Source organism: Paractinoplanes tereljensis, from assembly GCF_016862435.1.
GTDB classification, from domain to species: Bacteria; Actinomycetota; Actinomycetes; order Mycobacteriales; family Micromonosporaceae; genus Actinoplanes; species Actinoplanes tereljensis.
In genome coordinates this window covers 65,176-86,836 of the sequence record NZ_BOMY01000047.1, presented here as the reverse complement: position 1 = coordinate 86,836, position 21,661 = coordinate 65,176, and the positions used below count along the sequence as shown (strand labels likewise).

At 69.4% G+C, this 21,661-nt stretch carries 21 protein-coding genes; 8 read left to right on the top strand and 13 right to left on the bottom strand.

From position 1 onward, the window contains the following. Positions 1-23: 23 nt before the first annotated feature. Genes Ate02nite_RS37070 through Ate02nite_RS37040 form a run of 7 tightly spaced genes read right to left on the bottom strand, consistent with a single transcriptional unit; the run spans position 24 to position 7,228 of the window. Positions 24-1,781, bottom strand: coding sequence for a SpoIIE family protein phosphatase (locus Ate02nite_RS37070; RefSeq protein WP_239147985.1), 1,758 nt, complete (start codon positions 1,779-1,781; stop codon positions 24-26). Between the two features lie 2 nt (positions 1,782-1,783). After that, the gene (locus Ate02nite_RS37065; RefSeq protein WP_203812577.1) at positions 1,784-3,247 is read right to left on the bottom strand and encodes a glutathionylspermidine synthase family protein; all 1,464 of its coding nucleotides are present in this window, start codon (positions 3,245-3,247) and stop codon (positions 1,784-1,786) included. A gap of 2 nt (positions 3,248-3,249) precedes the next feature. Further along, entirely contained in the window at positions 3,250-3,654 is a 405-nt protein-coding gene (locus Ate02nite_RS37060; protein WP_239147979.1) for a hypothetical protein, read from the bottom strand. A 38-nt stretch (positions 3,655-3,692) separates the two neighbouring features. Continuing rightward, complete coding sequence (gene fabG, locus Ate02nite_RS37055; RefSeq protein WP_203812575.1) at positions 3,693-4,457, bottom strand: 3-oxoacyl-ACP reductase FabG; 765 nt, start codon at positions 4,455-4,457, stop codon at positions 3,693-3,695. A gap of 49 nt (positions 4,458-4,506) precedes the next feature. Next, positions 4,507-6,153 (bottom strand): alpha-amylase family protein, encoded by a 1,647-nt coding sequence (locus Ate02nite_RS37050; RefSeq protein ID WP_203812574.1) that lies wholly within the window; start codon positions 6,151-6,153, stop codon positions 4,507-4,509. Beyond that, positions 6,150-6,884 (bottom strand): hypothetical protein, encoded by a 735-nt coding sequence (locus Ate02nite_RS37045; protein WP_203812573.1) that lies wholly within the window; start codon positions 6,882-6,884, stop codon positions 6,150-6,152. The genes Ate02nite_RS37050 and Ate02nite_RS37045 overlap by 4 nt, the downstream gene beginning before the upstream one ends. Continuing rightward, positions 6,881-7,228: a PadR family transcriptional regulator gene (locus tag Ate02nite_RS37040; protein WP_239147978.1), complete on the bottom strand. Its 348-nt coding sequence runs from the start codon at positions 7,226-7,228 to the stop codon at positions 6,881-6,883. Before Ate02nite_RS37040 ends, Ate02nite_RS37045 begins: the two co-directional genes overlap by 4 nt. A gap of 69 nt (positions 7,229-7,297) precedes the next feature. Between Ate02nite_RS37040 and Ate02nite_RS37035 the strand changes: the two genes are divergently transcribed. Beyond that, positions 7,298-7,957 (top strand): DedA family protein, encoded by a 660-nt coding sequence (locus Ate02nite_RS37035; RefSeq protein WP_203812572.1) that lies wholly within the window; start codon positions 7,298-7,300, stop codon positions 7,955-7,957. On the opposite strand, the gene Ate02nite_RS37030 is transcribed toward Ate02nite_RS37035, so the two are convergent. The 5 genes from Ate02nite_RS37030 to Ate02nite_RS37010 all read right to left on the bottom strand — a co-directional run bounded on the left by Ate02nite_RS37030 (position 7,954) and on the right by Ate02nite_RS37010 (position 13,197). Beyond that, positions 7,954-9,147, bottom strand: coding sequence for a chitinase (locus tag Ate02nite_RS37030; protein ID WP_203812571.1), 1,194 nt, complete (start codon positions 9,145-9,147; stop codon positions 7,954-7,956). The two genes, Ate02nite_RS37035 and Ate02nite_RS37030, sit on opposite strands and share 4 nt — an antisense overlap. 14 nt (positions 9,148-9,161) lie before the next feature. Next, a complete protein-coding gene (locus tag Ate02nite_RS37025; protein ID WP_203812570.1) occupies positions 9,162-10,403 on the bottom strand; it encodes a chitinase in 1,242 nt (413 codons plus the stop codon). A gap of 168 nt (positions 10,404-10,571) precedes the next feature. Continuing rightward, positions 10,572-11,915 carry a carbohydrate-binding protein gene (locus Ate02nite_RS37020; protein ID WP_239147977.1) on the bottom strand — a complete coding sequence of 448 codons (1,344 nt, stop codon included), beginning with the start codon at positions 11,913-11,915 and terminating at the stop codon, positions 10,572-10,574. Positions 11,916-12,062: 147 nt separating this feature from the next. Continuing rightward, positions 12,063-12,710 carry a YidC/Oxa1 family membrane protein insertase gene (locus tag Ate02nite_RS37015; protein ID WP_203812568.1) on the bottom strand — a complete coding sequence of 216 codons (648 nt, stop codon included), beginning with the start codon at positions 12,708-12,710 and terminating at the stop codon, positions 12,063-12,065. Positions 12,711-12,927: 217 nt separating this feature from the next. After that, complete coding sequence (locus Ate02nite_RS37010; RefSeq protein WP_203812567.1) at positions 12,928-13,197, bottom strand: hypothetical protein; 270 nt, start codon at positions 13,195-13,197, stop codon at positions 12,928-12,930. Positions 13,198-13,260: 63 nt separating this feature from the next. Here Ate02nite_RS37010 and Ate02nite_RS37005 point away from each other — a divergent pair, with 63 nt between their 5' ends. From Ate02nite_RS37005 to Ate02nite_RS49205, 3 genes are all read left to right on the top strand, one after another. Then, on the top strand, positions 13,261-14,418 hold the full coding sequence (locus Ate02nite_RS37005) for a carboxylate-amine ligase (protein WP_203812566.1): 1,158 nt from the start codon (positions 13,261-13,263) through the stop codon (positions 14,416-14,418). Between the two features lie 46 nt (positions 14,419-14,464). Further along, positions 14,465-15,835 carry an FAD-dependent oxidoreductase gene (locus Ate02nite_RS37000; protein WP_203812565.1) on the top strand — a complete coding sequence of 457 codons (1,371 nt, stop codon included), beginning with the start codon at positions 14,465-14,467 and terminating at the stop codon, positions 15,833-15,835. Positions 15,836-15,959: 124 nt separating this feature from the next. Then, positions 15,960-17,267, top strand: coding sequence for a polysaccharide deacetylase family protein (locus Ate02nite_RS49205; protein ID WP_239147976.1), 1,308 nt, complete (start codon positions 15,960-15,962; stop codon positions 17,265-17,267). Here Ate02nite_RS49205 and Ate02nite_RS36990 read toward each other — a convergent pair. Further along, complete coding sequence (locus tag Ate02nite_RS36990) at positions 17,264-18,073, bottom strand: Fpg/Nei family DNA glycosylase (RefSeq protein WP_203812564.1); 810 nt, start codon at positions 18,071-18,073, stop codon at positions 17,264-17,266. The two genes, Ate02nite_RS49205 and Ate02nite_RS36990, sit on opposite strands and share 4 nt — an antisense overlap. A 79-nt stretch (positions 18,074-18,152) precedes the next feature. Here Ate02nite_RS36990 and Ate02nite_RS36985 point away from each other — a divergent pair, with 79 nt between their 5' ends. The 4 genes from Ate02nite_RS36985 to rocD all read left to right on the top strand — a co-directional run bounded on the left by Ate02nite_RS36985 (position 18,153) and on the right by rocD (position 21,645). Then, positions 18,153-18,749 carry an ATP-dependent Clp protease proteolytic subunit gene (locus Ate02nite_RS36985; protein WP_203812563.1) on the top strand — a complete coding sequence of 199 codons (597 nt, stop codon included), beginning with the start codon at positions 18,153-18,155 and terminating at the stop codon, positions 18,747-18,749. Positions 18,750-18,858: 109 nt separating this feature from the next. Beyond that, the gene (locus tag Ate02nite_RS36980; RefSeq protein ID WP_203812562.1) at positions 18,859-19,452 is read left to right on the top strand and encodes a hypothetical protein; all 594 of its coding nucleotides are present in this window, start codon (positions 18,859-18,861) and stop codon (positions 19,450-19,452) included. A gap of 187 nt (positions 19,453-19,639) precedes the next feature. Then, positions 19,640-20,425, top strand: coding sequence for a dimethylargininase (ddaH, locus tag Ate02nite_RS36975; RefSeq protein ID WP_203812561.1), 786 nt, complete (start codon positions 19,640-19,642; stop codon positions 20,423-20,425). Continuing rightward, positions 20,422-21,645 (top strand): ornithine--oxo-acid transaminase, encoded by a 1,224-nt coding sequence (gene rocD, locus Ate02nite_RS36970; protein ID WP_203812560.1) that lies wholly within the window; start codon positions 20,422-20,424, stop codon positions 21,643-21,645. Before ddaH ends, rocD begins: the two co-directional genes overlap by 4 nt. Positions 21,646-21,661 lie beyond the last annotated feature (16 nt).

The window sequence follows — 21,661 nt, the reverse complement described above, 5'->3', positions numbered from 1 at the left end:
CCCGCGGAGCGAAGCGGAGCCAGCTAGCAGGGCGTGCGGACCGCTAGGAGGGCTACGTCGTCCTCGTGGTTGTCGCCGGCCAGCTCTCGGTACAGGCGGTCCAGCAGGTCGGGGAGCGGCAGGGTGGCCAGGCCGGTCAGCAGGTCGCACAGCAGCTGTTCGCGGTCGTCCCAGACGTCGGCGCGGGTTTCGATCAGGCCGTCGGTGTAGAACAGCACGGTCGAGCCCGGCGGCACGTGCCGGGTGTGGCTGGTCCGCGGGGTGCGGCGCAGCACGCCCAGCAGCGGGTCGCGGCCGGTGAGCACGGTCAGGCCGCCGTCGGTGACCAGCAGCGGGCTGGGATGCCCGGCGTTGGACCAGTGCAGCTGGTGGCCGTCGGCGCCGGGGTCGGGGTAGAGGTAGGCGAGCACCGCGGTCGCCGCGATCCGGTCGCCGAGGGCCTGGTTGGCGGCGTCCAGGCGGCGCAACAACGCGGCCGGCGGCTCGTGCCGGTCGACCATCAGGAGCCGCATCTTGCTGCGCAGCCGGCCCATCAGGGCGGCGGCCCGCATGTCGTGCCCGGTGACGTCGCCGACGACCAGGGCGAGATGGTTGGCCTCCAGCCGGACCGCGTCGTACCAGTCGCCGCCGACGTGTTCGCCGCGGGCGGCCGGTTCGTAGCGGGCGGCCAGCTCGAACGGGGCCCCGTCCGGCAGTTCGGAGAGCAGCGCCCGCTGCAGGACCTCGGCCGTGTTCTTCTGCGCGCTCAGGTAGTCGGCTCGTTGCAGCGCCTGGGCGACGTAGCCGGCCAGCGCCGCGAGCACCGCCTGTTCGATGTCGTCGAGGGCGTACGGCTCGTTCCAGACCAGGGTCAGCGCCCCGATCGGGCCGGCCGCGCCGAGCAACGGGACGCTGACCGCCGACTGCCAGCCCATCTCGACGAACGTCGCGACCGAGTCCGGCGCCTGGGCGCGGACCGCCTCCAGGTCGGGCAGCAGCACCAGGACGCCGTGCCGGATGGCCAGCCCGGTCGGGGTGGTGGCACTACCGGGGTAGCGGTTCCACCGCGCGGCGACCGTCGGCGGCAGCGCCTGGCCGGACCGCAGGGTAACCCGGCCGGCCCCGTCCCGCAGCGAGACCCCGACGTAGGCCGGGTCGAGCGAGCCGGTCACCAGCTCGCGGACGACGCTCACGATGTCGTCGAGGGTGCTGGTGTTAGCCAGCGAGACGCTCGCCCGCAGCAGAAGCTGGCTGCGGCCGAAGGCGACCCCGGCCCGGCTCTCCCGGCGCCGGGCGGTCTGCGTGGCGATCCGCAGTCGCAGCGTGTCCGAGCACGCCGCGGCCAGGTCGGACAGCATCGCCAGGTCGCTCGACGACCACTCCCGGGGGGCCGAGTCGATCGCGCACAGCGAGCCGAGAACCTGCCCGGTGTCATCGGTGAGCGGCATGCCGGCGTAGGCCACGACCTCGAGGTCGACGATGGCCGGGTTGCCGGTCACCCGCGGATCGGTGCGGGCGTCCTCGACCACCAGCGGCGCGGCCGTGGTCACCACCAGTTGGCAGAACGAATGCGACAGCGGAGTCTCCCGGCTTTTCTGCCAGGACTCGGCCAGGCCGCCCGCGCCCGGGAACACCTGCCGGTCGGCCTCGACCAGGCTGACCAGGGCGACCGGCACGTTCAGCACGCGCCGCACCAGGTCGGCGAAGCGGTCGAACGCCGGGTCGGGTTCGGCCCCCAGACCGGTCCGGGCAAGTGCGGTGAGCCGATCGTCGCTCGGTGGCGACAACGGCACGTCGGGCACGCTCAAGCGTCGGCCTCGACCGTGTGCGGGACGAAGTAGCAGCGGTCCTTGGTGACCAGGCCGTCGGTGCCGAGCCCCTCACGGATGCCCATGCCGGCCGGTTCACCGTCGATGAGCCAGGCGCCGATCACCGGATGAACCGTACCCTCAAGGCCGTCGAAGGATGGCAGCTCGCACAGTTCCTGCACCACGAACAGGCCGTCCGCGCCGTACTCGGAGGGGTTTTCGGTGATCACCTGGCCGTCGCCGACCAGCGTGACCGAACCGCCCTCCCGGCCCCACACCGGTTTTTTCGCATAGCTCTTGAGCGTGGCCGCGCCGGCCGAGCCGGCGAAGTAGGACGGCAGCAGGTATTTACTGCGTTCCGGGTCGTCGCCGAACAGCTTCCACAGCACCGGCAGCAGGGCCTTGTTGCCGAGCAGCGCGGCCTTGTAGGGCGGCTCGATCCAGACCGTGCCGTGCTTGGTCGGGTCGGCCATGTTGCGGAAGAAGCCCTTGCCGCCCTCTTCGGTCCAGAACCATTCCCACGGGTAGAGCATGAAGATGATGTCGATCGGCTGGGCTTTGTCCTCCCGGCCGGGCTCGGGCACGAAGAGCACCCGATCGCCGGCCACGTCCCAGCCGATCTGGCTCATCGCGATCAGCTCGACCGGGTAACCGGCCTCCTCGGCGGTCGACATCAGGTAGGCGACGTTCATCCGATCCTCGCCGGATGTCTCGCTCGTCTCGTACGCAAAGAAGATCTTTGGCTTTTCCGGCAGCCACGTGCGGGCCTCGCGCAACTTGTTGATGTTGCGGCGCCAGGCGCCCGGGTTGGCCGGCTCGCCGTCGGCCGCCTCCCAGCCGACCAGGCGGTCGTGGATCGAGTTCCACTGCCGCCACTCGTGCTGGGTCACGCCGGTCTGGTCGACCCAGTGCCACTGGATGACCGCGCTCTCGACCAGCGACGTCGGCGTCTGGGCGTTGAACTCGAGCAGCTTGGGCGTGGTGCCGGCGCCGTTGTACCAGAAATCGAAGCGGCCGTAGACGCTCGGCGAGAAGTCCGGGGTCTGCATCGGCGTACGCATATCTGGGTCTTTGTCGTAATGCGTCCAGGTTTCCGCGTCACCGTCGAACCAGGTGCGGATGATCTGCTCGTGCGCGAACTCGGGAATGCCGATCTTGGCGAGGAAGCAGCTCTGCGGGTTGCACACCGAGGCGAAGAAGCCGTCCCGGCGGCCCTGGACGGTGTGTCGCGGGCACTGCCGGACCATCCAGTCGCCGGCCTCGAGGCACATCGCGAAGACGATCGCGGTGGCCGATTCGAGTTCCTCGATCTCGGCCGCCGTGAAGTCGTAGTACGGACCCTCCTGCCAGTACGAGATCATCGTCCCGTCGGGCAGTTCGGTGTCGTTGTAGGTCAGTCCGAGACTGTAATTGGTGAGTTTCCACCCGTCTCGGACCGGACCATAAGGAACGCGGCGCATGGTCAGCTGCCGGACTTCTTACCGGACGAGGACGAGCTGCCGCTCCCGCCCTTGCCGACCACACTCGTCTTGACCGTGCCGTTGCCGATCTTGCCGCTGGACGGCAGACCGAACGACGCGCGTGACGCCTTGTCGTTATAGGCGAACTTGCTGCCCCCGGACGGAAGCCTGCTGCCCACCGAGTAACCCCGCCCGTAGGACGGCGAGTGCCAGAGGTAATAGGGGTAGATCCCGCCGGACGAGTGGTAGTTGTCGTCGTCGCAGAGGTCCTCGTCGACGATCACACCGTTCTGGTCGGCGCAGTAGAAGCCTTCGTCCTGATATTGATTGCCGCTGTCGCAGGCCGCCGCGCCGCCCGCCGCCAGCAACAGAAATGTGCCGGTCAGCGAGACGCTGCGGGAGGTCATGCGTCGATTCATCATCTCTTTGTAGCGCCCCTCAGCAACTAGTCGCGCGGGCCACCAGCCACGTAGATGACCTGTCCCGAGACGAACCCGGCGCCCTCACTGACGAGGAAGGATACGGTGTTCGCGACGTCTTCGGGACGACCCGACCGGCCGACCGGGATCTGACTGATCGCGGCCTTCTCGAAATCGGTGAAATCGACCCCGACCCGGGCCGCGGTGGCCGCGGTCATGTCGGTGACGATGAATCCCGGCGCGACGGCGTTGGCGGTGATGCCGTAGCGGCCCAGCTCGATCGCGATGGTCTTGGTGAAGCCCTGCAGGCCGGCCTTGGCCGCCGAGTAGTTGGCCTGACCCCGGTTGCCCAGGGCCGAGGTGCTGGAGAGGCTGACGATGCGGCCCCAGCCCGCGTCCACCATGTGCTTCTGCACGGCCCGGCTGAACAGGAACGCGCCGCGCAGGTGGACCGCCATCACGGTCTCCCAGTCGTCCTCGGTCATCTTGAACAGCAGGTTGTCGCGCAGCACGCCGGCGTTGTTGACCAGCACGGTCGGCGCGCCCAGCTCGGCGACCACCTTCTCGGTGGCCGCGGCGACCTGCACCGGGTCGGAGACGTCGGCGCCGACCGCCAGCGCGGTGCCACCGGCGTCGTGGATCGCGGTCACCGTGTTGGCGCAGGCGCCCTCGTCGAGGTCGACGACGGCGACGGCCAGTCCGTCGGCGGCGAGCTTGCGGGCGGTGGCCTCACCGATCCCTCGGGCGGCTCCGGTGACGATGGCTACGCGGGTGGGTGCGGACTGCGACATTGCGGCCTCCGGTAGTGATCTCTGCGCCGACGGCCGACTTTAACCCGGCTCACGAACGACGCCGCAGCCGGATCCACCGATAGCCATACCCGGCGACCGCTACCTCGGTGAATTTCCCCAGGTCGGGGTACTCGCGGTCGGCGAGAACGTCGTTCGGCGAGTCGGCGTCGGCATAGATCGAGCTGAGGTCGACGACCGCATTCTTTGTGCACAGGTTGTGCACAAACAGCATGGTACCGGTGGCGTCGTCGGCGCGGTGTACCAGCACGCCCTCGGGAACCGGGACGTCGACGTGGGTGCAGGTCCCGGCGCCGACCTCCGGCGCTTCCCGGAGGGTCCGGATCATTCGCTCGAACCAGGACAGCAGGGACTTCGGGTCGTGCCGCTGCTTGGTCGCGTTGACCTTGTCGTAGCCGAACTCGCCGTTCTCGATCACCGGACGGATCAGCTTCTTGCGGTCGGCGGTGGAGAAGCCGGCGTTCGGCAGCGTCGACCACTGCATCGGGGTGCGGATCGCGTTGCGGCCCTCCTGCTGGAGGTCGTCGCCCATCCCGAGCTCCTCGCCGTAGCGCAGCACCGGGGTGCCGCGCAGGCTGAACTGCAGCGAGTAGGCCAGTTCGAGCCGGCGCCGGTCGCCGCCCAGCATCGGGGCCAGCCGCCGCCGGATGCCCCGCCCGTACAGCTGCATGTTCTCGTCCGGGCCGAACTCGGCGAAAACGTGGTTGCGCTGGTCGGCGGTGAGCCGGGACAGGTCGATCTCGTCGTGGTTGCGCAGGAAGGTGGCCCACTGGCCGCCGGCCGGCAGCTTCGGGGTCTCGCGCAGTGCCGCGATGATCGACTCCGGGTTCTGCCGGGCCAGCGCCAGGATCAGCTGACCGTTGAGCATGAAGTCGAAGAGCATGTGAATGCGGTTGTTCGAACCGCCCGTGTCACCGAAGAACTTCACCAGCTCGTCGGGCTCGACGTTCGCCTCGGCCAGCAGGACCGCGTCGCCCTTGCGCCACTGCAGGTACTGCCGCAGGTCGGTGAGGTAGTCGAGATCCTTGGGCGAGTTCGGGTTGCCCGGTTCGGTCTCCTCGATGATGAACGGCACCGCGTCCATCCGGAACCCGGCCACCCCGAGCTGCAGCCAGAACGCGCAGATCTTCTTGATCTCCTCGCGGACCTCGGGGTTCTTGATGTTGAGGTCCGGCTGGAACTTGTAGAAGCGGTGGTAATACCAGAGCTTCGCGGTGCGGTCGAACGACCAGGTCTCGCCCTGCTCGCCCGGGAAAACCATGCCCTGGTGGCGGTCGGACGGCGCGCTGTCCGCCCAGACATACCAGTCACGGTACGGCGAATCCGGCGACGAACGGGCCGACTGGAACCACGGGTGCTGGTCGGAGGTGTGGTTCACGACCAGGTCGATGATCACCTTGATGCCGAGGTTGCCCGCCGCGTGCAACAGTTCGGCGAAGTCGCCGAGGGTGCCCAGTCGCGGGTCGACGTTGTAGAAGTCCTCCACGTCGTACCCGTCGTCGCGGCCCGGGGTCGGGTGGATCGGGTTGAGCCACAGGCAGGTGACACCGAGCCGGGCGAGATAGTCGAGCCGGCCGATCAGGCCGCGGATATCGCCGACGCCATCGCCGTTCGAGTCGGCGAACGTGTCGATGTCGAGGCAGTAGACGACGGCTTTCTGATACCAGCGGTCACTCATGCCCCCTTACTTGTCCGCGGTATCAGGCCCCGAAACCGCCGGCCCAGACCGGGCGCGCCGACAGCGATCACCGCCAGTACCGGGACCAGGCCGAACATCGGCACGTGTAGCCCGAACGGCGCCAAGCCCTGGGCGATCAGCACCACCCCGGCCGCCGTCACGAACCGCCAGCCGCGCGGTGCGGCCCGCCGGACCGACACCGCGGCCGCGATCAGCACCACCGTCGCGGCCACGATGATCCAGGACGACGGGTTGAGGACCTGCGCATCGCGGAACGGGACGACGACCTCGCCGGCCAGTCCGGCCGCCGCGCCCACCACCCCGAGCAGCCGGACGCCCAGCACGGCACCGGTCACCGCGACCGCCCAGCCGAGTGCGCCGACCAGGTCGACCCCGTAGAACGGGGAGATGTCGTAGTCCGGCCGCCGGACCATCGTCAGGATCGCCATCGCGAATCGCCCGACGGCCACGGCCAGCAGCAGGAGCGAGCCGAAGAAATGCACCGGGTACGCCACGTGCCGCCACCCCTCGTCCCGCAACGCTTCGCGCAACGAGGTGGACGCCTGCCGGAACCGGGCGCCGAGGGCACCCCGCACCAGGTCGGCGGTCACGCCCGGGCCGGTGCGGCCGTCGGCCAGCAGGACGCCGAGCATCTCCTCGCCGTACTCCTCGCGGTGGCCTTTGGGGTAGAGCGCAAGCAGGCGGCGAAAGCGCGACTCCGACCTGGTCATGCCGTTGCTCCCCCGAGCTGGATCCGGCGCGCGCGCAGGCGGCGCTCCGCGATGGTGGCCTGCGCGCGCAGGCGGGCGGTCTCGGCTGTCAGGCTCTGCTCGCCGGCCCCCGTGAGCCGGTAGTAGCGCCGCAGCCGGGACTGGACGATCTCCTCGCGGTCGACCTCGATCAGGCCCTCGGCGCGCAGCCGGTCGAGCGCCGCGTAGAGCGTGCCCGCGCGCAGCCGGACCCGGCCGCCGGTCATCCCGGCGATGTCCTCGATGACCGCGTAGCCGTGCAGCGGCCCGCCGGTCAGCGCGGTGAGGACCAGGAAGGTCGGCTCGCGCATCGGTCCATCGGTCACGGCGGCAGCATATACCGATGGTCGGCATATCAAAAGATTGAGAGCGCCGGAGTCGGGTAGACATGAGCGATGGCAGAAAGCGACCTGGGGCAGCTGACCGGACTCACGGGCTGGGTCGCGTCGGTGATCGAGTCACTCGGCGAGGCGGGCGTCGGCCTGCTCGTCGCGCTGGAAAACCTGGTGCCGCCGATCCCGAGCGAGATCGTGCTGTCGCTGGCCGGGTACCTGGCCTCGGCGGGCCGGGTCAACCTGGTGCTGGTGCTGATCACGGCGACCGCCGGGTCGGTGGTCGGCGCACTGTTGCTCTACTGGCTCGGCCGGGCACTGGGCGAGGACCGGTTGCGCCGGTGGCTGGACCGGATCCCGCTGGTCGACGCGGACGATCTGAACAAGGCCGATCGATGGTTCGAGAAGCACGAGAAGAACGCCGTGCTTTTCGGTCGCTGTGCTCCGGTCGTACGCTCCCTGGTTTCGATCCCGGCCGGCGCCAATCGCATGCACCTCGGCCAGTTCGTGGTTTTCACCACGCTCGGCAGCGGGTTGTGGAACGCCCTCTTCATCATCGGCGGCTACCAGCTTGGCGCGCGCTGGCAGAACGTGGAGAAATACAGCCACTGGTTCGACTACGCGGTCGGTGCGTTCTTCGTCGGCGCGGTGGGCTGGTGGGTAATCAAGAAGACGCGCGGCCGCCGAGAACGACAGCCGCGCGCCCAAATCAACCGTGACTAGAAACCTGCGCTGATCTTCGTGAAGGCCCAGTCGGCCTGCGCGATTCCCGAGCAGTTCGAGACAACGCCGCCCCCGGCGCAGCCCCGGTCCCGGTTGACCGCCCAGAAGGTGAACCGCGCGAAGCCCTTGCTCTTGGCGTAATCGCGGATCCGCGTCCAGGTGTCGGTCGAGGTGAGCTCCTGCTGGTCGGAGAGACCGTTCATGCCGGAGATGCCCATGTGGCTGTAGGCCTGCGCGTCGGTGTACCCGAACGTGGTCTTGAGCAGGTTCTTCAGGGCCTCGGAGGAGTTCACCGTGTTGCCGTACATGTCGTTGCCGCCGCCGAAGTCGAACGGCATCTGGGTGAAGATGTCGATGTTCGCGCCGAGCGCCTTGGCCTGCTGGACCAGCCGGGTGCCGTAGTAGGTCGGGCCGGTGGTCGCGGTGCCGAAGGTCAGGATCGTCTTCACCGACGGGTTGTTCTGCTTGATGATCTTCAGCGCGCCGAGGACCCGGTCCTGCACGGCGGTGTTCTCGAACTCGTCGGTGTTCTCGATGTCGATGTCGATCGACTTCAGGCCGAACGCGTCGATGATCTTCTGGTAGGCGCCGGCCAGCGCGGCCGTGGTGGTGCAGTTCGGGCCGAGCTTGTTACCGCTGTAGCCGCCGACCGACGGCACGATGTCCGCGCCGGCCGCCTTGATCTGCGCGATGTAACTGGCGTGCACGCCGCCGGTCAGGCCGCTCTCGCCGTCCCAGGCCGGGTTGCAGCCGTTGCTGGCCAGCACGAACGCGACGGTGAACGCCTTGACGCCGGTGGCCGCGGTGACCGTCGACGGCGCCGGCGGGTTGCCCCAGCCCGGGTAGACGTACGGCGAGGAGGCCATCTTGGTGCCGGTGGTCGGCGGGTTCGTGGTCGGGCCGGTGGTGGGCGGCGTGGTCGGCGGGGTGGTGCCGCCGCAGGCGCCGTTGTCGGCCCAGACGTCCCACTGGCCGGAGTGGGTGGCCGGCGACTCGTTCTGCGTCCACCACTTGGCGGTGTAGTTGTGACCGCTCTGCGAGGCGCTGTTGCCACCGACGTAGACGGCGCTGGAGGACCACGCGGCGGCACAGGCCGTGGCCGCGTTCGACATGGTCATGGGGATGATCGCGGCGGACAGGCCGGTGGCGGCCACCGCACCGAGGACCAGCAGTTTTCTGCCGAGTTTCACGGGGACTCCATTTTTCAGGGGAGTGTGGAGAGGTGGGGCTTGACGGTGTTGGCGAACGAGTTGCCGTTGGTGACATCCCAGTTGATCGACCAGGTCATTGCGCCCCGAATGCCGGGATAGGTGGCCGGCGGCTTGAAGCTGCCGCAGTTGGTGCCGCGGGCCAGGCAGTCGAGGGCGGCGTTGACGTTGGCCGGGGCCTGGTAACCGCCGCCGGCCGCGCTGGTGCTGGCCGGCAGGCCGAGGGCGACCTGGTCGGGGCGCAGGCCGTTCTGGGTCTGAATGCAGGCCAGCGCGGTCAGGAAGTTCACCGTGCCCTGCGAGTACGCGTTCATCTGGTCGCAGCCGAGCATCGCGCCGGAGTTGTAGTACTGCGTGTGCACCACGGTGAGGATGTCCTTGATGGACAGGGCCAGCGCGAAGTACGACGAACCGGTGCTCTGCATGTCGATGGTCTGCGGGGCCATCGTGATGATCAGGTTGGCGCCGGCCTTGGCTCGCAGGCTGCGTAGCGCGCTCGCCATGTAGGTCGAGTTGAGCCCGTTCTCCAGGTCGATGTCGACGCCGTCGAAGCCGTACGTCGTCATCAGCGAGTAGACCGAGTTGGCGAAGTTGGTGGCGGCCGTCGAGTCGGCGACGCCGACCGTGCCCTTCTCCCCGCCGACCGAGATGATCACCTTCTTGCCGCGCGAGTGCAGGGTGGCGATGTCGGCCTTGAACTGGGCATCGGTGTAACCGCCGACCTGAGCGGCCAGGCCGGAGTCGAGGGTGAAGGTGACCGCGCCGGGCGTGGATGTGGCGTCGGCGAAAGCCACCGCGACCAGGTCGTAGTTGGTCGGGACGGCCGCCAGCTTGAGGGCGGCGGCGCCGTTGTAGAAGTTCTGCCAGTAGCCGGTGAGGAAGTGCGCCGGGAGGGTGCCGTTGCTGGGCGGAACGGTGGTCGGCGGCGTAGTGGTCGGGGCGGTCGTCGGTGCGGTCGTCGGGGCTGTGGTGGGGGTCGATGTCCCGCACGCGCCGCTGTCCGCCCAGACATCCCACTGTCCGGAGTGCGTGGCCGGCGACTCGTTCTGCGTCCACCACTTGGCGGCGTAGTTGTGGCCGTTCTGCGAGGCGGAGTTACCGCCGACGTAGACCTGGGTGGCGCTCCACGCGGGGGCGCACGCGACGGCCGCACCGGCCGTGCCCGAGAAGTAGACCGCCGCGCCACCAGCGGCCAGCGCCGCCACGGTCGCGAGGACCACCGATCTGGAGCGCTTCATCGCCGTCCCTCCATACAGTCCTGTGAGATACGTCAATCTTTAGGACTGTTAACAATAAAGTCCAGGGGGCCGGACGTTAAACAACCTTAAATTTTTCGCACCTGTTGCTAGATACGGCGATGGGCCGAAGGCGCAGGTCAGCGCCCTCAGCCCATCGATGACAGTGAGTTACTTGCGGAACTGGAACCAGTTGACATTCACGAAGTCGGCCGCCTGCCCACTGGTGAAGGTCAGGTACACCGTGTGCGTGCCGGTCACCGCCGTGACGTTGCCCGGGATCGACGTCCAGGTCTGCCAACCGCCGGTGTTGGCGAGGGCAAAGCTGCCGATCGGCGCGTTGGACCGGCTGTCGACGCGCACCTCGACAAGGCCGCTCACCGCGGTCCCCGCGCCGGAAGCAACCCGGGCGACGAAGTCCTTGACCCCGCCACTGCCGAAGTTGACGTTGTTGAACTGCAGCCAGTCACCGTTGGCGACGTAGGAGACGTTCTGCCCGCCCTCGGAACAGGTCTCGGTCTGCACGCCGGCCGACGAGTTGAACGACTCAGCCTCGATCTTGGCGAACGCATCGCGAGTGGTGCCACCGGTCGGCGCGGTGGTCGGTGTCGTCGTGCTGCCACCCGACGACTGGTACACCGCCACGTAGTCGACGAGCATCGGCACGCCGGACTGCGTCGCCGCGGTGGGCCCGCCGCCGAACGCCGCCGGGAAGCCACCGCCGATCGCCACGTTGAGGATCACGAACATGCCGTGGTGGGTGGCGTTGTTCCAGGTGGTGGCGTCGACCTGGGAGGAGTTGAGGGTGAAGTAGTTGCTGCCGTCCAGGTACCACCGCATCTGCTCGGGCGAGACGCTGCGGTCGTACTCCACCGCGTACGTGTGCATGGCGGTCTGGCAGCCGGAACAGGCACGCTCACCGCTGGTGAGGCCGGTGGTCTCGTTGCAGACGCCGCCCGGGTTGGTGCCGCAGTGCAGGGCTGCGAAGACCGAGGACCGGCCGTTGATGTCCTCCATGATGTCCCACTCGCCGATGCTCGGCCAGTTCGTCGCGCCGACCGGGCGGGCGGCCGCGCCGAGCGCCCAGAACGCCGGCCAGTAGCCGGCCGCCGCCGCACCGCTCACGTTCGGCTGCTGCAGCCGCGCCTCGATCCGCACCTTGCCGCCGGCCGGGGCCGCGAAGTCGGTGCGCTGCGTCTCGACCCGGCCCGACGTCCAGTTCCCGGCCGCGTCCCGGATCGGCTTGATCACCAGGTTGCCGGCGCCGTCCTGGTAGACGTTGCTCGTCGAGTTGGTCATCGTCTCGATCTCGCCGGTGCCCCAGTTGGCCGCGCCGCCGGGATAGCCGGTGCCGATGTCGTAGAGCCAGTTCGCGGTGTTCAGTCCGGTGCCGGCCGCGCCGGTGAAGTCATCGCTGAAAACGGTGGTCATGCCGGACGGCGCGGCGGGAACGGCCGCGTTGGCATCCATGGTGAAAACGGCGGTCGCGGCGACTGCGACCGTGGCGGTGGCCATCGCGAGGAGGCCGCGGAGTCTCTTACGGGAGCGAGATCCCATCGGGGGTGCGCCTTTCCAAAGGGGGGACGAGAGGCGGGAGTGGGAGCCATGAGAGCGCTCTCATGAAATTTCACGCTTGTTACGCGAAGGTGTCAACATTGGCGTTCAACGATTGCCCGTTGTTACCGGCTTTCGTAGGACGGCGTGCTCCAGCGCGGTCCAGGACGCCGACGTGACCAGGTAGAGGGCGCCGGCGAGGGGCAGCCAGGCCACCGCCAGAACGGTGAGATAGGGCATCACTCGCAGCAGCCGCGGCGCCTCGGGCGGCATCCGGCGAGAGGACCATCGGCCGATCAGCACGGCAATCGCGATCAGGACCGCGAAGACCGGCAGACCGGCGATCAGGTGGGCGGTCAGCGGAACGCCGAACACCGCCCCGGCCGGCGCATTCATCGCCACTCGGTACATGATCATGAAGAATGGCGCCTGGGCCAGCGCCGGCAGGAAAGCGGCGAATGGATTGATGCCGTTCGCCCGCCGCAGAGCGAGGGATTCGGTGGCCAGCGTCATCGGGTCGTCGCCGTGCTTTTCGCGCAACTTCTCGATCTCGGGATTCAACGCGGCGCGGCGACGCTCACCACGCACCTGGAGATAGGTGATCGGGCTGATCAACACCCGGACGAGCAGGGTGAAAACGATGATTGCCGCAGCGGTGGCGAGGCTGCCGGCCGCCGGCGTCAAAAGGGTGGCGAGGGCTTCGATAGCGGAATGGGCGGCGCCGACCACGGCACCGAAAGCATCGGAAATGAACATAAGGAGACCCCTTGCGGTCCGAAGAAGATGGGGACGCAAGGCGGCAGAAAGCAAACCTGAAGATCAGAGGCCAGATGTCGTAGCGGGGTGGTGGGTGCGGACCGCTGCTCACGCCGAGGCCGGGCGGGGCCCAGCTTCGCCGGCCCTGCCCTTCATTCTGCGTAAGTGGTTGCGCCCAAAACCCAAACCCTGATCGGCTTGATCTGGAGAGGGATGCTCAGGCTGCCGCTGGGGTCGGCGCCGGGGCTCGGGAGCGTGGACGGCCGGGTGCATCCGGGTCGGCCAGGCGGGGGCGCTCGGTGGCGCGGGCTCGGCGGGACAGGGCGAAGGTTGCCGTCGCCATCGTCGGGAGCCGGGCCGGGAGGGCCGTGGCGGCGACGATAAGGATGGCGGCGACCAGGGCCAGGCCGAGGACGAGCTGCGCCGGCGCCCCGGACGGGGTCGGATCGAGCAGGGCGGCAAGCACCCAGAAGCTCTCGAGCAGCATCAGCCGAGCGTAGCCCGACCGGGCAACCGTTTCCGGTCGGCGAGCGACGGGTATCGCAGTGCCATGGACACGGCTTCCGGCGGAACCACGATCTCCGAAGAGATGGCCCAGGAGGCCGAGTCGCAGAACCTGCTGACGCTCGGCATCGAGGAGGAGTACCTGCTCGTCGACGCGGTCGAACCGCGCGGCGTGGAGGCGGTCGAAGAGGTGATCGACCGAATCCCGCCGGAGTACGCCGAGTCGGTGCAGCACGAGTACTACCGCACCCAGATCGAGGTGGCCAGCCCACCACAGCTGGAGCTGAGCGGCCTCTACGAGGCGATGCGGGAACTGCGCGGCGTGGTGTCCGGCGCGGCCGAGCAGGCCGGCGCCCGGCTGGTGGCGGTCGGCACCGGCCCGGCCGCCGGCCCCGTCGCCCGGCTTGTCGACCGACCTCGTTACCACCGGATGCGGGAGCGCTTCGGCGACCTCTCCCCCGGTCAGGGCATGTGCGGCACGCACGTGCACGTCAGCATCCCGGACCCGGAGAGCGGCATCCGGGTGCTCAACCACCTGCGGCCCTGGCTCCCGGTCTTCCAGGCCGCCACCGCGAACTCGCCGCTCTACAACGGCCACGACACCGGCTACGCGAGCTGGCGCTCGATGCTGTGGGAGCGGTGGCCCACGGTCGGCCCGACGCCGCACCTGGAGTCGCACGAGCACTACGAGCAGATCGTGTCCGACCTGGTGGCGAGCGGCGCGATGCTCGACGAGGGAATGCTCTACTGGTACGCCCGGCTCTCCGCCGCCTACCCCACCGTCGAGATCCGGATGGGCGACGTGATGCCCAGCCTGGACGACGCGCTGCTGCTGGCCGCGCTGGCCCGGGGCCTGGTCGCGACGCTGCTGCGGGACATCGAGGAGGGGGCGCCGGCCCCGGACGTGCCGCACCCGCTGCTGATGGCCGCGCACTGGCGGGCCGCGAAGGACGGGCTCGAGGGCCAGCTGCTCGACCTGGCGACCCGGGAACCACGCCCGGCCTGGCGGTTGATGCGGCAACTCTTCGACTACGTACGCCCGGAATTGGAACGGCACGGTGACCTGGAGATGACCACTGTCCTGATGGGACGCCTGCGGTCGCATGGCACCGGCGCGGCGCGGCAACGCGCGATTCTCGGCCGGGACGGCACGGTGAGCGACGTGGTCGACTGGCTGGCCGGCGCCACCCGCGGTGCATCCTGACCGGTTCCGGACGCTCCGATAGCCACCGCGACGTAGGTTGGGTGTCGTGAAGCTCGTCGTCATCGGGGGCGACGCGGCCGGCATGTCGGCGGCGTCCCAGGCCCGCAAGCGTCTCGGCACCGATCGGCTGGAGATTGTCGCGTTCGAGCGCGGGCGTTTCACGTCCTACTCGGCCTGCGGCATCCCGTACTGGATCGGTGGTGCGGTCGACGACCTGGACGCGCTGATCGCCCGCTCCCCCGAGGCGCATCGCAAAGCGGGCATCGACCTGCGCATGCGGCACGAGGTGACCGCGATCGACACCGCGAACCGCGAGGTCGTCGCGCGTGATCTGGTTGGCGGCGGTGAGGTGCGGGAGAGCTTCGACCACCTCGTCTACGCGACCGGCGCGACGCCGGTGACGCCGGAGTGGGCCCAGGGTCCGGCGTCCGGCGTCTTCGGTGTGCAGACCCTCGACGACGGCACCGCCATCCAGGAATGGCTGGACGGCGAGCCGGCCCCGCGCACGGCCGTGGTGATCGGCGGCGGCTACATCGGGGTGGAGATGGCTGAGGCCATGTTGAAGCGCGGCCTCGACGTCACCCTGCTGGAGAAATCGGCGCAGCCGATGGGCAAGACCGTCGACCCGGAGGTGGGCGCGCTGGTCGCCGAGGCGATCCGCGGCCAGGGCATCAAGGTGGTCACCGAGGCGCACGTGGACGGTCTGTCGGCGGCCGGCGGCCGAGTGCGTGCGGTGGTGACCCCGGCCGGCGAGGTGCCGGCCGACATCGTGGTCCTCGGCTTGGGCGTGCGCCCGAACTCCGCGTTGGCGGCCGCGGCCGGCCTGCCGGTCGGACCGACCGGCGGGGTGCGCACCGACCGGCAGATGCGGGTCGAGGGCACCGAGAACATCTGGGCGGCCGGCGACTGCGTGGAGACCCGGCACCTGATCACCGGCGAGCCGGTGCACGTGCCGCTCGGCACCCACGCCAACAAACAGGGCCGGGTGGCCGGGATCAACCTGGCCGGCGGTTACGCCTCGTTCCCGGGCGTGATCGGCACCGCGGTGACGAAGGTCTGCGAGCTCGAGGTGGCCCGCACCGGCCTCACCGAGAAAGAGGCCACCCACGCCGGGTACGAGTACGTCACGGCGCTCGTGGAGTCGACCAGCCGGGCCGGCTACTACCCGGGAGCCAGCAAGATGACCATCAAGCTGATCGCCGAGCGTCGCACCGGGACACTGCTCGGGGCGCAGATCGTCGGCAAGGCGGAAGCGGCCAAGCGGATCGACGCGCTGGCCGTGGCGGTGTGGAACCGGATGTCGGTCGAGGAGATGACGGCACTCGACCTGAGTTACGCGCCGCCGTTCGCCCCGGTGTGGGACCCGGTGCTGATCGCGGCCCGGAAGGCAACCGAGGCCGTTCACGCGGCCACGTAAGTCGAGTTTGGCCGATTTTGTGAGTCAGCGGTCACTGAGCGCCAGCAGGTGTTACTACCTTCCGTGAAGGCGGTATCACCCTTCTGGTATCGCGCCAGATCTTGTCACACGGTAGAGATGCAGCATGTCGCCGCAAACTCTGCAGTACCTGAGCCCGGCGTCCGGCGACGTCGCCGAGGCGGCCGGCCGCCACCGCCGCCCGGAGTCGCTGGCCGACGCCCGGCCGCGGGTCAGTTACGACCTGCCGCCGACCCGGGCGTTCGTGCCGGCCCAGCGCGGCGCGCGACACCAGCAGCGCAACGTCAAGCCCGCCCGGCACGCGGCCACCCACCGCGCCCCGGTCAACCAGCGGCCGGTCACCGGCAGCCACCGCGCACCCGGCACCCTGCCGATCGAGTCCTGGCTGCTGATGGGCAAGACCCGGCAGCAGGTGCTGCTCGCCTCGCTGGTCGCGGTCGGCCTGCTGCTGGTCGCGGTGCCCGGCACCCGCGGCGGCAGCGACACCATCGACGCGGTGAACGCGGCGGCCGAGCGGAAAGCCGGCACCCACGCCACCCAGAAGACCAAGCCCGGCGGCGGTTCGGACACCTCGTCGACGAGCGAGAGCAACGGCTCCGCAGCCGCCGACCCCGCCGCCGCCAGCCCGGCGCCGAGCACCCCGGTTGTCGAGGCCACCAACGCCGGCCAGCAGAAAGAGGCCAAGACCGCCGGCCCCGGCAACTCGCTGCTCACCACCGGCAGCACGGCCGTAGCGCTCACCTTCGACGACGGCCCCGACCCGGCCCAGACGCCGAAGATCCTGGCCCTGCTCGACCAGTACCAGATCAAGGCGACCTTCTGCCTGGTCGGCCAGCAGGTGCAGAAGCACCCCGAGATCGTCCGCGAGATCGTGGCCGCCGGGCACACGCTCTGCAACCACACCTGGAACCACAGCCTCACCATCGGTAAGGACAAGCCGGAGCAGATCCAGGCCGACCTGGCCCGCACCAACGCCGCGATCCAGGCGGCCGTGCCCGGCACGCCGGTCCCGTTCTTCCGGGCGCCCGGCGGCAACTTCACCGACCGGCTCGTCGGTGTGGCCTCGTCCGCCGGGATGACCTCGCTCTACTGGCAGGTCGACCCGCAGGACTGGAAGCACACCGAGGGCGAGACCGACGAGGTGCACATCGCCCGGGTGATCGCCGAGATCAAGAAGCATGTCCGGCCCGGCTCGATCGTGCTGTCGCACGACTTCAACCAGCCGGACACGATCGCGGCGTACCAGAAGCTGCTGCCCTGGCTGACCGAGAACTTCACACTCGGCATCCCGGGTCAGCCCGCGGCCGAGCCGACGCCGGCCGAACCGACGCCGACCACGCCCGCCCCGACCTCGCCGGAGCCGGCTTCACCGGAACCGTCGGTCTCGGCGAGCCCCGCGCCGGCCGCCTCCTAGCCCTTCTGGCAGGCCGGGCACCAGTACAGGTTCCGGCCGGCCAGCGGGCCGCGGCTGATCGCGGTGCCACAGACCAGGCAGGGCTGGCCGGGGCGGCGGTAGACGTACACCTCGCCGCCGTGCCGATCCACCCGCGGCGCCCGCCGCATCGCCTCCGGCGTGTGCTCGGTGTGCACGGTGTCGATCCGGCCGCGCAGCACGCCCTCCTTCATCAGCGCCCGCAGGTCGGCCCAGAGCTCGTCCCAGCCCTCGGCGCCGATCAGCCGGCCCGGCGTGGTCGGCGCCAGCCCGGCCCGGAACAGCACCTCGTTCGCGTAGATGAGGCCACACCCGGCCACGATCGACTGGTCCATCAGCAGCGCGAAGATCGGTTTGGTGCTTGTCGAGATCCGCCGGAACGCGCTGGCCGGGTCGGCGTCGTCACGGAGCGGGTCGGCGCCCAGCCGGTCGCGCAGCCGCTGTGCCTGCAGCGGGTCGAGCACCTCGCAGGCGGTCGGCCCGCGCAACTCCAGCCAATGCCGGGCGCCGATCAGCCGCATCCGCACCTGCCCGACCGGCTCTGGCACGGCCGGCTCGCCGTCCGCGAACTTTCCGTAGAGTCCCAGGTGGACGTGCACGCTGAGGGCGCCGTCGTAGTGGTGGAACAGATGCTTGCCGTACGCCTCGGTGTCGAGCAGCACGCGCCCGTCGACCAGCCCGGCCCCCGCGGCGAACCGCCCCTGCGGACTGTCGACGCCTATTTTCTCGCCGGCGAACAGCTCGAGATGCCGGGCGGCGAGTCGGTGAATGGTGTGTCCCTCTGGCACGAGGGGCAACGCTATCCGGTATTTCTGCCTAGAGGAGAATCGCTGGTTGGGACCACTGATGTTGAGGAAAGGTTGGCGCATGAGTGACGAGCTGACGATGCGTGGCGGAGCATCCTTCGACGACCAGGTCTTCGAGCGGCTCCTGCGGGAGCGCATCATCTTCCTCGGCAGCGAGGTGAACGACGAGGTCACCAACCGCATCTGTGCCCAGATGCTGCTGCTCGCGTCCAACGACAGCGAGCGGGACATCGCGCTCTACATCAACTCGCCGGGCGGCTCGATCAGCGCCGGCATGGCGGTGTACGACACGATGCAGTACATCAAGAACGACGTGGCCACGATCGCGCTCGGCATGGCGGCCTCGATGGGCCAGTTCCTGCTCTGCGCCGGCGCCCCCGGCAAGCGTTACGCGCTGCCGCACGCCCGGGTGATGATGCACCAGCTCTCCGGCGGCATCGGCGGCACCGCGGCCGACATCGCCATCCAGGCCGAGAGCATGCTGCACGTCAAGCACGTGATGAACGAGCGGATCGCCTTCCACACCGGGCACACCCCGGAGGAGATCGAGCGCGACGCCGACCGCGACCGCTGGTTCACCGCGACCGAGGCCAAGGACTACGGCCTGGTCGACCACGTGATCGCCAAGGCCACCGACGTGGTGGCTCTGCCGGTCTGACCAGCTGTTCCATCGGGCGCGCGGCGATTGCCGCGCGCCCTTTGTGTGCTCCTGAGGCGATCGGGGTATAGGACGTGTCATCCCCCACAATCGTCAAGGAGGTACTGACGTGAGGCTCCCGACGTTCTCCCGCCAGTCCGAAGCCGAGACCGCGGAGGCGGACCGCCCGAGCACGGCGGGTCCCGCCACGACGACCGACACCCCCGCCCGCGCGGTGCGGCCGCGCAGCGACGACACCACGGCTGACCTGCGGCCGGCCGACCGCACGGTGACTCCGCCGCCCCCGCCCACCGCGGTCAAGCGGTGGCCCGACAACAAGCACGACACGCTCGAGACCCCGGTGGTCGAGGAGAAGGTGACCCCGGTCGTGACCGGGCCGAAGCCGCGGGCCAGCCTGCTGGCCACGCTCGGCCTGATCCTCAGCGTCGTCGCGGTTCTGCTGGTGCTCTCCGGGCCGCTGCTCGGCTACGGCATCGGCGTGGCCGGCCTGGCGCTGATCCTGTCGCTGGCGGGCATCCACGCCACCGGCAAGCGGCACGTGGCCGGTAAGACCGACGCCCTGATCGGCATGGTGCTCTCGCTGGGCGCGATCGTGCTCGGCGTGCTCGCCCTGACCGGCTCGCTGTACTGGCTGGGCACCGACGTTCAGCCGGTGAACAGCCTGCGTGAGTGGCTTGATTCACAGTTTGTCAACAAGATCTGACGGGCACTTCTAGATCGCGGTTAGCGGTTCGCGACCGCAACACCTTCGGAGGGCGGCTCAACGGTGAGCCGCCCTCCGGTGTGTCTGCAACGAATCTTCGCTGCGGCTAGAAATGACGCACGAATCGAACGTGGCACGCATGATCGAGCCATAGTTCCGTACGCCGAACGGCCCTACCGTTTGGGTCATGCGTCGATACCTCATGTGCCGCCCCACCCATTTCGCGGTCACGTACCGGATCAACCCGTGGATGGACCCCACGGCGCCGTACGACAACGCCCTCGCCGTCCGGCAGTGGGAGACGCTCCGGCAGACCTTCCTCGACCTGGGTCACACCGTCGAGCTGATCGACCCGCTGCCCGGGCTGCCCGACATGGTGTTCGCGGCCAACGGCGCCACCGTGGTCGACGGCCGGGTGCTGGCCGTGCAGTTCCGCGACGCCGAGCGGGCCGACGAGGCCCCGGCGTACGCCGCGTGGTTCCGTGAGCACGGTTTCGACGTCACCGAGCCCAAGCACACCAACGAGGGCGAGGGCGACATCCTGCTCGCCGGGGACATCCTGCTGGCCGGCACCGGTTTCCGCACCTCGCACGCGTCGCACGCCGAGACGCAGGAGGTGCTGCGCCGACCGGTGATCACGCTCCAGCTGGTCGACCCGGCCTATTACCACCTCGACACCGCGCTTTGCGTGCTCGACGACACCAACGTCGCCTACCTGCCGTCCGCGTTCTCGCCGGGCTCGCAGGCCGTGCTCCGGCAGCTCTACCCGCACGCGATCATCGCGAATGAGGAGGATGCCGCGGTATTGGGCCTCAACGCGGTGAGCGACGGCCGTACCGTGGTGCTGCCGGTCCAGGCCACCCACCTGGCCGATTCGCTGAAAGCCGCCGGTTACCAGACCGTCGGAGTGGACGTCTCCGAGCTGCGCAAGGCCGGCGGCGGTCCCAAGTGCTGCACGTTGGAGGTGCGATGACAAGCGTGGATCTGCGTACGCCGGAGGCGCTCGCCGAAGCCGAGCGGTGGACGGCGCACAACTATCACCCACTGCCGGTCGTCGTCGCTTCGGCTGAGGGCGCCTGGGTCACTGACGTTGACGGGCGCCGCTACCTCGACTTCCTGGCCGGTTACTCGGCGCTCAACTTCGGCCACCGCCACCCGGGGCTGATCGCGGCCGCGCACGCCCAGCTCGACCGGGTCACGCTGACCAGCCGGGCGTTCGTGCACGACCAGTTCGCCGAGTTCTGCCGCGGGCTGGCCGCGCTCTGCGGCAAGGACCTGGTGCTGCCGATGAACACCGGCGCCGAGGCGGTGGAGACCGCGATCAAGGTGGCCCGCAAGTGGGGTTACCAGGTCAAGGGCGTGCCGGACGGGCAGGCCGAGATCATCGTGGCGGCCGACAACTTCCACGGCCGCACCACGACGATCATCAGCTTCTCCACCGACCCGGACGCCCGTGACGATTTCGGGCCGTACACCCCGGGCTTTGTGGTTGTTCCCTACGGCAACCTGGCCGCGCTGGCCGACGCGTTCACCCCGAACACGGTGGCCGTGCTGATGGAGCCGATTCAGGGCGAGGCGGGCGTGCTGGTGCCGCCGGAGGGCTACCTGGGTGGCGTGCGGGAGCTGTGCGACGCAAACCACGCGCTGTTCGTGGCCGACGAGATCCAGTCCGGCCTGGGCCGCACCGGGCGCACGTTCGCGATCGAGCACGAGGGCGTCGTCCCGGACATGTACGTGCTCGGTAAGGCCCTGGGCGGCGGCATCGTGCCGGTCTCCGCGGTCGCGGCCAACAAGGACGTCCTGGGCGTGCTCAAGCCCGGCGAGCACGGTTCCACCTTCGGCGGGAACCCGCTGGCCTGCGCGGTCGGCACCGAGGTGGTGCGGCTGCTGGCCACCGGCGAGTTCCAGAAGCGCTCGGAGGAGCTCGGCGACCGCCTGCACGCCGGCCTGAACGCGCTGATCGGCCGGGGCGTCATCGCCGTGCGCGGCCGCGGCCTGTGGGCCGGGGTCGACATCGACCCGGCCCTGATGACCGGCCGCCAGGCGTGCGAGCGGCTCGCCGCCCGCGGCGTGCTGGCCAAGGACACCCACGGCTCCACGATCCGCCTGGCCCCGCCCCTGGTGGTCACGGCGGAGGAACTCGATCTTGCGGTTGGACAACTGGCGGCAATATTGGACGACCGCCGTCAGTGAGATGGTGGGTGGTTTT